The organism is Marinobacter sp. H13, from assembly GCF_059072335.1.
On record NZ_JCACRU010000001.1, the window covers coordinates 3230392 to 3243531 of the forward strand.

General features: G+C 58.0%; 9 protein-coding genes and 1 tRNA gene. 8 read left to right on the forward strand and 2 right to left on the reverse strand.

Annotation, left to right across the window (positions count from 1 at the left end; genetic code table 11):
- Positions 1-87 precede the first annotated feature (87 nt).
- Positions 88-1350 (reverse strand): 6-phosphofructokinase, encoded by a 1263-nt coding sequence (locus tag AC5JQH_RS15025; RefSeq protein WP_008176405.1) that lies wholly within the window; start codon positions 1348-1350, stop codon positions 88-90.
- Between the two features lie 155 nt (positions 1351-1505).
- Between AC5JQH_RS15025 and mpl the strand changes: the two genes are divergently transcribed.
- From mpl to AC5JQH_RS15050, 5 genes are all read left to right on the forward strand, one after another.
- Complete coding sequence (gene mpl, locus AC5JQH_RS15030) at positions 1506-2900, forward strand: UDP-N-acetylmuramate:L-alanyl-gamma-D-glutamyl-meso-diaminopimelate ligase (RefSeq protein WP_092030329.1); 1395 nt, start codon at positions 1506-1508, stop codon at positions 2898-2900.
- 46 nt (positions 2901-2946) lie between these two features.
- Positions 2947-3594: a flavin prenyltransferase UbiX gene (locus AC5JQH_RS15035; protein ID WP_491713287.1), complete on the forward strand. Its 648-nt coding sequence runs from the start codon at positions 2947-2949 to the stop codon at positions 3592-3594.
- A 122-nt stretch (positions 3595-3716) separates the two neighbouring features.
- A complete protein-coding gene (locus AC5JQH_RS15040; RefSeq protein ID WP_008176400.1) occupies positions 3717-4856 on the forward strand; it encodes an acyl-CoA dehydrogenase family protein in 1140 nt (379 codons plus the stop codon).
- 82 nt (positions 4857-4938) lie between these two features.
- Positions 4939-6681 carry a protein adenylyltransferase SelO gene (locus tag AC5JQH_RS15045; protein ID WP_493805729.1) on the forward strand — a complete coding sequence of 581 codons (1743 nt, stop codon included), beginning with the start codon at positions 4939-4941 and terminating at the stop codon, positions 6679-6681.
- Positions 6682-6796: 115 nt separating this feature from the next.
- Complete coding sequence (locus AC5JQH_RS15050; protein ID WP_491713289.1) at positions 6797-8680, forward strand: hypothetical protein; 1884 nt, start codon at positions 6797-6799, stop codon at positions 8678-8680.
- A 128-nt stretch (positions 8681-8808) separates the two neighbouring features.
- Here the strand turns inward: AC5JQH_RS15050 and AC5JQH_RS15055 are convergent.
- A tRNA-Leu gene (locus tag AC5JQH_RS15055) sits at positions 8809-8895 on the reverse strand.
- A 251-nt stretch (positions 8896-9146) separates the two neighbouring features.
- On the opposite strand from AC5JQH_RS15055, the gene rnr reads away from it, so the two are divergent.
- The 3 genes from rnr (at position 9147) to rpsF (ending at position 13138) form a co-directional block, all read left to right on the forward strand.
- Positions 9147-11723 carry a ribonuclease R gene (gene rnr, locus AC5JQH_RS15060; RefSeq protein WP_288367270.1) on the forward strand — a complete coding sequence of 859 codons (2577 nt, stop codon included), beginning with the start codon at positions 9147-9149 and terminating at the stop codon, positions 11721-11723.
- A gap of 15 nt (positions 11724-11738) precedes the next feature.
- The gene (gene rlmB / locus AC5JQH_RS15065) at positions 11739-12476 is read left to right on the forward strand and encodes a 23S rRNA (guanosine(2251)-2'-O)-methyltransferase RlmB (RefSeq protein WP_053114591.1); all 738 of its coding nucleotides are present in this window, start codon (positions 11739-11741) and stop codon (positions 12474-12476) included.
- Between the two features lie 245 nt (positions 12477-12721).
- On the forward strand, positions 12722-13138 hold the full coding sequence (gene rpsF / locus AC5JQH_RS15070; RefSeq protein WP_008176389.1) for a 30S ribosomal protein S6: 417 nt from the start codon (positions 12722-12724) through the stop codon (positions 13136-13138).
- Positions 13139-13140: the final 2 nt, after the last annotated feature.

Below are 13140 nucleotides of genomic sequence, written 5' to 3' on the forward strand. Positions count from 1 at the left end.
CATCTGCGTATGGAGTCTTAATAATGGAAAAGCCTGACATAGGTGCTCTGTCAGGCTTTTTTGCTTTCCGGTACGCTGTTCGATCGGTTACAGCTGGAACTCGGTCTTCAGTTTCTTCTCGGTCAGCGTGTTCTGGAGTTTGGCAACACGCGGCAGGCCGTTATCGAATGGCGGGAAACTCTCACCGGCAATCAGAGGTTCCAGGTAGTCCCGGCAGTCTTGGGTGATACCAAAGCCATCGTCGGTGATGAAGTGGATCGGCATCTTTTTCTCCTGGTTTGCCACTTCGCTCAGCGGGGCCTCACCGATCTTCCAGACGTAAGGTTTGCCCTGTTCGCGGACGATCGTGGGCATCAGAGCTTGCTTGCCGTCGAGTGCCATTTCCACGGCGGCCTTGCCAACCGCATAGGCCTGCTCCACGTCGGTGGCGGAGGCAATGTGGCGGGCACTGCGCTGGAGGTAGTCGGCAACGGCCCAGTGGTATTTGTGGCCCAGGGCCTGCTTGACCATATTGGCCAGGGCCGGAGCAACACCGCCCAGCTGGGTGTGGCCAAACGCGTCCTTGGCTCCGGCGTCCGCCAGGAAGCGACCATCTTCGTACTGGGCACCTTCGGAGGCCACGACTACACAGTAGCCATACTCTTTCACGCAATGATCCACGCGCTCAAGGAACGCGTCGCGATTAAACGGGATTTCCGGGAACAGGATGACGTGGGGCGGTTCGCCCTCGCCCTGTCCTGCCAGGCCGCCGGATGCGGCAATCCAGCCGGCGTGGCGACCCATTACTTCCAGGATGAACACCTTGGTGGACGTTTCGCACATGGACTTGATGTCCAGGCTGGCTTCCAGGGTGGACGTGGCAATGTATTTGGCAACCGACCCGAAGCCCGGGCAGCAGTCGGTGAACGGCAGATCGTTGTCCACGGTCTTGGGCACGCCGATGCAGGTAATTGGGTAGCCCATCTTGTCGGCGATCTGGGAAACCTTGTAGGCGGTGTCCTGTGAATCCCCACCGCCGTTGTAGAAGAAGTAGCCAATGTCGTGGGCCCGGAACACCTCGATAAGGCGTTCGTACTCGCGCCGGTTCTCGGAAATGTTCTTGAGCTTGTGACGGCAGGAGCCGAAGGCGCCGCCCGGGGTATGAATCAGCGCCTGGATGGCATCGTCGCTCTCGAGGCTGGTATCAATCAGTTCTTCCTTCAGCGCCCCGATAATGCCGTTGCGTCCGGCAAACACCTTGCCGATTTTGTCCGGATGCTTGCGGGCGGTCTGGATGACGCCACAGGCACTGGCATTGATGACGGCGGTGACACCGCCGGACTGAGCGTAGAATGCATTCTTGATGGCCATCTCGGGCTGGAGCCTCCTGCTGGTTCGACAATGGCGCAGATGATACGCCAATCGACGGCAATTTTCATGAGCAGGATTGCGGATAGCGTGGCTCTTGACGGGGTGGGGCGGATACGGGAGGCTTGTCGGGTTTCAACTCAGAGGGCAGTTGCCGAATGCACATTCATATCCTGGGAATCTGTGGCACTTTCATGGGCAGCCTGGCCGTTCTGGCCCGGGAACTCGGCCATACGGTGACAGGCTCCGATCAGGGTGTTTATCCACCCATGAGCACCCAGCTGGAGGCTCAGGGTATCAGTCTGATGGAAGGGTTTAGCCCGGATCACCTGGAGCCGAAACCCGATCTGGTGCTCATCGGTAACGCCATGTCCCGCGGCAATCCGGAAGTCGAAGCGGTGCTCAACCGCAATATCGACTACATGTCCGGGCCCGAGTGGCTGAGCCGCGAGGTGCTCAGGCACCGTTGGGTCATGGCGGTAGCCGGTACCCACGGCAAGACCACAACCACGTCCATGCTGCTATGGATCCTGGATCAGGCCGGGTTTGAACCGGGATACCTGGTTGGCGGTGTTCCCCGGGACTTTCCCGTGTCGGCGCGTCTGGGCAACAGCGACTTTTTTGTAATCGAAGCAGACGAGTACGACAGCGCCTTTTTCGACAAGCGCTCCAAGTTCGTCCATTACCGCCCCCATACCCTGATCCTGAATAATCTGGAATTTGATCACGCCGATATCTTTGAAAACGTCGAGGCCATCGAGCGGCAGTTCCATCATCTGGTCCGGACCGTCCCTTCCCAGGGCCTGATTATCCGTCCCGCGGTGGATGGCCACCTGGACAATGCCCTGGCACTGGGCTGTTGGAGCCCGGTTCAGGACACCGCGATTGGCAGCGAGACCCCGCGCATGTCGGACTGGCGGGCCGAGCTGCTATCGGAGGATGGCAGCCGGTTTCTGGTGATTCACCACGAACAGCCGGTGGCAACGCTGAAGTGGGATCAGACCGGTCTTCATAACGTCCGCAATGCTCTTTCTGCCATTGCTGCCGCCCGTCACGTGGGCGTCACCCCAGACCATGCGGTGGCCGCCCTGTGCCGGTTCTCCGGCGTCAAACGGCGGATGGAGTTGCTGGCGGACATAGACGGGGTGCGCGTATACGACGACTTTGCCCATCATCCCACCGCCATTGCCACCACACTTGAGGGCTTGCGCAACCAGGTGGGTGATGAACCTATCCTGGCATTGATTGAGCCGCGCTCGAACACCATGAAGCAGGGCGTCCACCAGCAGACACTGCTGCCCAGCGCGGAAATCGCGGACCGGGTTCTGTGGGCGAACCTGAATGACATGGAGTGGCTGCCTGAACTGATTGCCGGTTGGCAGGCGCTGAATGCCGGTTCCGATCGGCATCGGGTGGAGGCTACAGTGGAAGACTTGCTGGCGCGCACCCTGGAAGATCTTCCCAGCCCCTGCCACATTGTAATCATGAGCAACGGCGGCTTTGGTGGTATTCACGGTAAACTTATTGCCGAGCTTGAGCGTATCCGTGGCTGATCCGGCGCAACCGGCGACTCCCCCTGACTGACAAGTGGCGATATTCATGACCAACGACCATAACCGGCCAACGACCGTTAACCTGGCCTTCACTGGCGCGTCCGGTGCCCAGTATGGCCTGCGCCTGTTGCAGTGCCTGGTCTCAGCAGGCTGCCGGGTGAATGTGATGGTCAGCCGGGCTGCGCAGGTGGTGATCGCCACGGAAACCGATCTGAAACTGCCGGGAACGCCGCCGGCGATGCAGGAAACATTGTCTGCCTACTCGGGCGCTGAACCGGGGCAGGTTCTGGTGTTTGGTCGGGAAGACTGGTTTGCACCGCCGGCTTCGGGCTCCGGGGAGAAAGCGCCACTGGTGGTCTGCCCCTGTAGTACCGGAACGCTCTCGGCCCTGGCGACCGGTGCCAGTAACAACCTGATTGAGCGGGCCGGAGACGTTGCGCTGAAAGAGCGTCGTCCGCTCATTCTGGTTCCCAGGGAGGCACCTTTATCCGAGGTGCATCTGGAGAATATGCTGAAACTGACCCGCATGGGTGCCGTCATCATGCCGGCGAGCCCCGGCTTCTACCACAAGCCCCAGTCGCTCGAGGATCTGGTGGATTTTATTGTTGCCCGAATCCTTGATCATCTGAACCTGCCCCAGGACCTGATGCCCCGATGGGGCGAAGCCCGAGCCGAGGACAAGCGCAAGGGCTGAGGCTGCTCTAAGCGATGGTTTTGGCCAGCCCGATTGATGCTTTTCATCATTGAGCAAACCGGGCTCCGGGCAGAGACTTGGTGAACGACAATCACAACACAGGTTATTCACCGAGGTTCACCATGATTCCACGCACTCTCTTCGACGCCGACCTTGAAGGCTTTCGCGATTCTGTCCGCAAGTTCCTGGAGCAAGAGGCAACGCCTTACCATGATCAGTGGGAGAAAGACGGCCAGGTTAGCCGCGAGCTCTGGCAGAAAGCCGGTGAGCTGGGCTTCCTTTGCCCATGCCTGCCGGAAGAGTTCGGCGGTGTTGGTGCGGATTTCCGGTACAGTGCGGTGTTGATCGAAGAGGTAGCCAGGGCCGGCTTGACGGGCATAGGCTGGGGCCTGCACTCTGACATTGTTGCACCTTACGTGCTCAACTACGGCTCCGACGAGCTGAAAAATCATTATCTGCCCAAACTGGCCAGCGGCGAAATGATTGGCGCCATTGCCATGACAGAGCCGGGTGCCGGCTCGGACCTGCAGGGCGTGAAAACGACGGCGGTGAAAAACGGCGATCATTACGTGCTGAACGGTTCCAAGACCTTCATCACCAACGGCCAGCTTGCTGACGTGGTTATTGTTGTTGCCAAGACCGACCCCAAGGAAGGCGCCAAAGGCATCAGCCTGTTCATGGTGGAAACCGCGTGGGAAGGTTTCGAGAAGGGACAGAACCTGAACAAGGTGGGCATGAAGGCCCAGGACACCTCCGAGCTGTTCTTCCAGGATGTGAAAGTACCTGAGAAGAATCTGATCGGCCCGGGCGAAGGCCAGGGCTTTTTCCAACTGATGCAGGAGCTGGCGGCCGAGCGCCTTCAGGTGGCCCTGGGTGCTGTTGCCGCAGCCGAAGCCGCCTGGCAGTGGACCCTGGATTACGTCAAGGAGCGCAACGCCTTCGGCAAGCCGGTGATTGCGTTTCAGAATACCCGCTTCAAGATGGCGGAAATGAAGGCGGAAATTACCGCTGCCCGGGTGTTCACTGATCGGTGCCTGGAGCTGCATCTGGACAAGAAGCTCGACATCCCCACCGCGGCGATGCTGAAGCAGCTCACCACAGACCTGCAGTGCAAAGTGATGGATGAGTGTGTTCAACTTCACGGCGGCTACGGCTACATGTGGGAATACCCGATCGCACGGGCCTGGGCGGACTCAAGGGTGCAGCGGATCTACGCCGGCACCAATGAAATCATGAAGGAAATCGTTGCCCGTTCATTCTGAACCCTCGCCACGGGGGCTGGTCATAAGGGCAAGTGAGGGCAGTGCTGGCACTGCCCGTTTCCTTTGATCAGGAGAGGCACAGATGAAACAGCCGTTGTCGCGAGAAACCGGTTTCGAGGTGACCAACCTCGAAGAACTTGCACCGATGGCCGATTATTCCCTGATGGATCATCTTACCCCTGATCCTGACGCCACGTCTGATGGTGTTGACCATCGGCCAAGGCAGGTCTTTTCGGGGCATTATGTGCCGGTCAGGCCCACGGCCATCGAAACCCCTGAATACGTTGCCCACAGTGAGGATTTGTTCCGCGAACTGGGCTTTGCCGACAGCCTGGCCCAGTCCGACGACTTTATCCGGATGTTCTCCGGCGACCTCTCGCTTGTACCGGCGCCGATGCGAAAACTGGGCTGGGCCTCTGGCTACGCGCTTTCCATCTACGGCAACGAATACACCCAACAGTGCCCGTTTCAGACCGGCAACGGCTACGGAGACGGTCGTGCCATTTCGGTACTCGAAGCCGTTTTCAACGGTCGGCGCTGGGAAATGCAGCTCAAGGGTGGCGGGCAGACCCCGTATTGTCGCGGTGGCGATGGCCGCGCCGTTCTGCGTTCCAGCGTTCGTGAATTCCTAGCGCAAGAGCACATGCACGCCCTGGGTGTGCCAACCTCGCGATCACTGAGCCTCTATGTCTCGAAAACGGAGCGGGTGCGACGTTCCTGGTACTCCGAGGGCTCACATTCCCGGGATCCCGACCAGCTCGTTTCGGAGCCGGTTGCCATTTCCACCCGCGTTGCGCCTTCCTTCATCCGGGTTGGCCAGCTTGAACTCTTTGGTCGCAGGGCCAGAAAACAAGAGCACCCTCGAGCGATCGAAGAGCTCGAACAGCTGGTGCTGCACCTGATTGATCGGGAGTACAGCGGGGTCATTGACCAGACGGTCGCAACTCCCACAAAAGTCGTCATGCTTGCACAGGCGTTCCGCGGCCGCCTTGCCTCGCTGGTCGCAAACTGGATCCGAGTCGGCTATTGCCAGGGCAATTTCAACAGCGACAACTGCGCCGCTGGCGGCTTCACACTGGACTACGGGCCTTTCGGCTTCTGCGAAGTGTTTGAGCCGTTTTATCAACCGTGGACCGGTGGCGGACAACACTTTGCCTTCCTTAATCAACCGGCGGCCGCTGAGCAGAACTTCAAGAGTTTCTGCTCGGCCCTCCGTCCACTGCTCAATGGCCATGAAGAGGAACTGGCTCAGCTCGATGAGATTCAGAAGGGTTTTTCGGAGGTGATGCAGGCGGAAATGGAACGGATGTGGTCAGCGAAACTGGGGCTGAAAGGTTTTGACGCCGAACTCTTCCGGGAGCTGGTGATGCTGATGACCCGCACCCCGGTGGATTACACCATCTTCTTTCGTGAGCTGTCCTCGGTACCCGACGATATTGAGCCACTAAAGCAGAGCTTTTACAGGTCACTGGATGAAGCAGGTGGAACTGATTCGGAAGGGCTTCTCAAGCGGTGGTCCGAATGGCTTGCCAAGTGGAAATGCCAGATTGGAATCGACGGAGCGGGCAACGGTTCCCGGCTCCGCGAGGAGCTCTCCCGGGACATGAAACTCGTGAACCCAAAATACACCATGCGCGAGTGGTTCGTGGTTCCGGCCTATCAGCAAGCTGCCGAAGGTGATTACCTGCCACTGAGGGACCTGCAAAAAGTATTGAATCAACCCTATGACGAGCAATCGGATGGGGTTGAGAATCGCTACAACCGTCTGAAGCCTTTCGAGCTGTTCGATCTCGGCGGGTTTTCTCATTACAGCTGTTCGTCGTGAGGAGTGTCCCGTCTGGTTACCAAACTTTACAAATTGCCAAACCTATCAAGGTCTCCGATCACCACATCCCCTAAAGTAGCGGCACAACCTCTAACAAGGATAAACGGTTGCCGCGATGAAACGCCTGATAGGTTTCTCTGTGTCTGTTCTCTCCCTCGCTCTGGCCGGTTGCGGCGAGGAATCCGATGAACTGCCCGTGGACGGGCGGGATTTTGATGGTGTGGAGTACAGTGAGCCGGCGCCCTATACCGGCAAGGTTATCGACGGATACCTGAACAACGCCCGGGTCTGGCTGGATATGGATGGCGACAGCCAGTTTACGCCGGGGCCCCTGGTCATCGAACTGGATAACGGGGCAGAAGTCACCCTTGCCTCGGGTGAGCCCACGGCAATGAGCGGTACCGGTGGCCGTTTCACAATCGACATCTCGGAGTTGGTTCTACCCCCTTCCGTGGGCCCGGACCTGGATCCCAGGGACTATCCGTTACATGCAGTCGCCCTGCCGGGTAAAACCCTCGAGGAAACACGCAACGGCGAGGTGCCGGTGGCCAGCGCCTATCTGATGTCGGCGCCTCCCGGTGTCCGCAATATCACGCCACTGACAACACTGGCCCGTTACCGGGGCGTTGTCGGGCTGGGTTCGTTCCTGGAAACGCCATCTGGCGTTGCTGCCAGCCTGGCGGACCTGAATCTGGTGCGGGATTACATTCTCGCCCAGGACGACCGCTCACACGCCTACGCCAGGGCATTGGCAAGATTCATGGCCAGTCAGATCCCCGAGGCCTACAACGACCTGCTGGCAGCAGAGAACAGTGACGGCACGGAGCGATTCCTGAGCAGGGAAGCGGCGTTTCTGCTGGGCGTCTCTCTGATTCAGAATGCCGCGGACGTTATTGCGGTGGTCGATACTGCTGCTCAGGGTGACTTTGCCAATGTCGATGCCGACGCCCTGACCCTGCCCGAAGTGGATGTGGAGTTGAGCGATCCTGTGCTGCTCACCGGCCAGAAGGTATACGCCGAGCCTTCCAGCCAGGACACCCTGCCTGCCAATCGTTCAGGCCTGCAGATCTCCGCCGAGCTGGCCTTCGATTACAGTGAGAGCGGGCGTCTGCTATCCGTCTCGGCGAATGGCTGTCTGTCACCGTCCATGCCGGAGTTGGCGCGCCTGATTGGTGTAAATGGTTATATGGCGAACCTGCACACCCAGTGGCTACCCTCTGCCGCACTGTCGGAGCAGAGCCGCTTGAATTTCGATGAAGACGGAACGGATGAGCGTCTCATTTTCGACTGGGACAGCCGCCGTGCCTATTTCGAAACCAGTACCACCTGCCATCAGTATCGCGGGATTTCAGCAGGCTCGACTGAACTCGGCGGTAACCCCGAGGTAACCTACAGCTGGACAAAGGACAGTGGTGAGCTGGCCGAGCTGGTTGCAGAGTATGGCACCGGCAAGACCCGCACGCTGGTTCCGGACATGGCGAATTCGTCTTCTGTATTTCCGGGTTACCGGCTTTCAGAGCAGGGCAGTGAGGTGGAGGCCGTGACGTTTGCGGTCGGCATCAGTAACTGCACCCCGCAAGAGGATGCCGTGGACGCGAATCAGGTTGTCACTGGCGTTCAGCCTTACCAGTTTTCGGGCTACGACCCTCAGCCAGAGGGTTTTACCGATACCGTCCTGGAATTCGACCGCAGGGAGTTTTCCGGCCCGGAGCAACCGGATCTTCGACTGCTGCGATACGGATTCCTTGATCCCGATCGTCTTGGGCTAGACAGGGTAACCGGGGATGGCAGTTTCGAGTGGGTGATGAATTACCCGACAGCAGGCGGGCCGGGCTTCGTTGCTGAACAACCGAATCTTATTCGTGATGCCTACCTGACACGATACAATGCGAGCGGTGACTGTGGCCGCGAGTTCGAGGGCATTCCCAGCTCCGCGTATGCGCGAGTGGAGTATAGCTACCAGCGTTTGTCTGAGTATCTGGTTGAACTGCTGGAATAGGCAAAATTGAACCGGATTCTTTTCTGGCTGCAGGGAGCGCGTGCAAGGGAGTTAAAAGAGTTGGCTGTGATTCAAAGGGATTTAACATGTGGCCGGTTGGCCAATTTACCACTTCCTGAGGGAGGAAATGGTGCCGAGGAGAGGACTTGAACCTCCACGGGGTTGCCCCCACTAGCACCTGAAGCTAGCGTGTCTACCAATTTCACCACCTCGGCAGGTGATTTGCAGAACCTTAGCTTGTTGAAAACTAAACGTTTCTGCCAACGTTGAGGTGTGTGCCTCAACCGATGGCGCGTACTTTAATAATTCCGGCCTGGGCTGTCAAACATTTTTTCGCAAAAAGAATGGCAGGTATTTATGCCTATTCCGGGCAGGTTGATAGGCAGGACCTCCATCCCAACGTTATACTCGTTGCAAACGAATCTATACTGTGCCGCGTTGGTGCAGCCTCAGGACAAGGATCCGAATGGTTTCCAGGAAGAAAAACGACCGGGATCCTCACGCCAGCCGTGAGGCCCAAAAATACGATAATCCTATTCAAAGCCGGGAATTTATCCTCTCGCATCTCAAGGATCGCGGGGCTCCCGCAACACATGAAACATTGTGTTCCGAGCTTGGTCAGTCTTCGGAAGAGGGTATTGAAGCCCTTCGGCGGCGTTTGATCGCCATGTGCCGGGATGGACAACTGATCTGCAATCGCCGTGGCGCCTACCTGCCCATTGAAGAAGCGGATCTGGTTACCGGTCGCGTGATCGGACACAAGGATGGCTTCGGGTTTCTGGTGCCGGACGATGGCGGTTCCGACCTGTTTCTTACAGCCCGCCAGATGCGTCAGGTGTTTCACGGTGATCGAGTGGCTGCCCGGGTAGATCGGGTGGATGACCGCGGTCGACGTGAGGGTGTGATTGTCGAGGTTCTTGAGTACCGGACCAGCCAGACAGTAGGGCGTTTTTTCCAGGAGAGCGGTATCAGCTTCGTGGTTCCGGAAAATGCGCGGATCAACCATGAGGTGCTCATTCCCCAGGAAAATTGCGGCAACGCCCGTCATGGCCAGTACGTGGTGGTGGATATTGTTCGTCAGCCTACCGTACGCACCCAGCCATTGGGCAAGGTTGTTGAGGTGCTGGGAGAGCATATGGCGCCGGGAATGGAGATTGACGTTGCCATTCGTTCCTACGACATTCCCCATAGCTGGCCGCCCGCCGTGGGCGAGCAAACAGCCGCAATTCCGGAAGAAGTCACAGAAAAAGACAAGGTCAACCGGAAGGATATCCGCAATCTCAGGCTGGTAACGATCGACGACGAGACGGCACGGGATTTTGATGATGCCGTGTATTGCGAGCCAAGGCCCCGTGGTGGCTATCGTCTGTTGGTTGCGATTGCCGATGTTTCCCACTACGTCCGTCCGGGTACACCACTGGACGAAGAGGCGGTAAACCGCAGTACGTCGGTTTATTTCCCGGATCACGTTGTGCCAATGCTGCCGGAAAAGCTGTCCAACGGCCTTTGTTCGCTGAACCCGGGGGTCGACCGCCTCTGCATGGTGGCCGATATGACCATCAGCGCCGCTGGCAATATCAGCAGCTACAGTTTTTATCAAGCGGTCATGTTCAGTCATGCTCGGCTTACCTATAACAAGGTAAGCACCATGCTGGAGCACCCGGACACCGAACAGGGCTACAAGCTGTGTGAGCAATACGCCAACGTGCTCCCGCAGTTGCACAATCTTTATGGCCTCTACCAGTTGTTGCGTAAGGCCCGTACCGAGCGTGGTGCAATTGACTTCGAAACTACCGAAACCAAGATTGTGTTTGACGCCGATCGGAAGATAGAAGAGATCGTTCCGGTGCAGCGCAATGACGCCCACAAGATCATCGAGGAATGCATGCTGTGTGCGAACGTTGCCACAGCGCGATTCCTGAAAAAACACAAACTGCCGGCACTCTACCGGGTCCATGATGGCCCGTCAGAAGAGCGACTTAATGCAGTGCGGCTGTTCCTGGGTGAGCTGGGTCTGCAATTGGGGGGTGGCGATAGCCCCACGTCTGCGGACTATCAGGAGCTGCTGAACAGTATCAAGGATCGCTCGGATGCCAATGTGATCCAAACGGTTATGCTGCGTTCGCTCAGCCAGGCCGTCTACAGTCCGGAAGAGGGTGGCCATTTTGGCCTTGGCTATGCAGGCTATGCCCACTTTACGTCGCCGATCCGGCGTTATCCGGACCTCATTAATCACCGGGCCATCAAGTCGGTTATTCACGGCGGGCAGCCTTCCAAGGATGTGGTTCCGCCACCGAAGCCGGATCCCGAGCTTGCCGAATATCCTTACGATATGGCCCGGATGGAGCAGTTGGGTGAGCACACCTCGATGGCAGAGCGCCGTGCCGATGATGCCACCCGTGACGTCATGGCCTGGCTGAAGTGTGAGTACCTCAGTGATCATGTCGGTGAGGAGTACGACGGTGTCATTGCGTCCGTTGTGCCCTTCGGTTTCTTTGTGGAGCTTTCTGGCGTCTACATAGAGGGGCTGGTGCATGTGTCGACGCTCAGCGGTGACTTCTTCCATCACGATTCAGCCAAGCATCGCCTCATCGGTGAGCGCACGGCAATGAGCTTCCGGCTTGGTGATGAGGTCCGTGTGAAAGTCGTTCGGGTTGGAATGGAAGATCGCAAGATCGACCTGGAGCTGATCAGCGAGCCCGTGCATCGACAGGCAGATCGCGACGCGCTCAAGGTTCCAGATAAAGGCGAGCGAGGAAAGGGCAAGCGCGGCCCCGGCAAAGGTGGCAAGCCGCCCGGCAGAGCCAAGCCTGGCCAGAAGGGTGCATCATCCGGCGAGCCTGGCCTGAAGCGCCCGAGGAAACGCCCGGCGTCGGCGTCATCGAAGAAAAAGGGGCCTGAGGCCTTCGATGATAATGAAACGCCATCTGCCAGAGATGAGCTGGTTGCAAAGGCTGCGAAACTTGCCCTGAAAAAAGGCAAGAAGGGCAGTGGCGCTGGCAAAGACGACAAGAAAGCCAAGCCGCGAAAATCAGGCAAGTAACAGGAATCAAAACCAGTGTCCGGAGAGTTTGTGTTTGGCTGGCACGCGGTTGAGGCTGTCCTCAAGCGCGAGCCTGAGCGTCTTCAGCAGGTCTGGATCCAGACCGGCCGGCAGGATAAGCGGGTCAAGAGCATTACCGATACCCTGGACAGCCTTGGGGTGAAATGGAAGGTCGTGCACCGGAAGGAGCTTGATGAGCGGGTGTCCGGTGTCCATCAGGGTGTTGTGGCGGCTGTCAGTGAAAGCCGGGAATGGACCGAAGATGATCTGCTGGCCCAGTTGGCCGCCAGTGACAAACCGCCGTTCCTGCTGGTACTTGATGGCGTAACCGATCCTCACAATCTTGGTGCCTGTATGCGCACCGCCGATGCTGTTGGTGTTCAGGCGGTTATCGTGCCCAAGGACAAGTCTGCGTCACTGACGCCGGTTGCCCGAAAGGTCGCCTGTGGGGCTGCCGAGACGGTGCCCTTTGTGCGGGTCACCAACCTTGCCCGCTTTCTGCGCAGTTTGCAGGATCAGGGTGTCTGGCTGATTGGCACCGCCGGTGAGGCGGACGCCACCCTTTACCAGGCTGATTTCAAGGGGCCGGTAGCGCTGGTGATGGGCGCCGAAGGCAAGGGTATGCGCCGGCTCACCCGCGAGCACTGCGATCAGCTGATCAATATCCCCATGCTCGGCCACGTAGACAGCCTCAACGTCTCTGTGGCTACGGGTGTTTGCCTATACGAAGCACTGCGCCAGCGGCTTGGTTAACCCTTGCACACAGGGCCTTCCCCGCCTAGAATACGTGACCCCTTTTTTAAGGGGTGGTTTTGTATTGCCTGATTGCAGGCAATACCGGGCCAAGCTTTTGATCAAGCCTTTCTTGTAAAGCCTTATTGATAAAGCAAAAAGAAACCGGCAGCAGCAGCTGTCAACTCCTTGCTTTCATGTTTGTCGGTCGCGGGTTCAACGCCGTGCCGGTAAAAAGGAAGCTGTTTAAACCGTAGGGAGAACTCATGCGTCACTACGAAATCGTTTTTATGGTACATCCGGATCAGAGCGAGCAGGTGCCCGCGATGATCGAGCGTTATACCGGCGTCATCACTGAAGATGGCGGCAAGGTACATCGCCTGGAAGATTGGGGCCGTCGTCACCTGGCATACCCGATCAACAAGATTCACAAGGCTCACTACGTACTGATGAACGTTGAATGTTCACAGGCCGCGATGGACGAGCTGACTCACAACTTCCGTTTCAACGATGCAATCATCCGCGACATGATCCTGCGCCGTGATGGTGCGGATACAGACCTGTCCCCGATGAAAGCTTCCGAGTCCCGTGAAGACCGTCGTGGCGGCGATGATCGCCCGCGTCGTTCAGCCGAATCTGACGAGCCACGTCAGCGTGCTGAAACCCAGGACGAAGAAGAGTAATT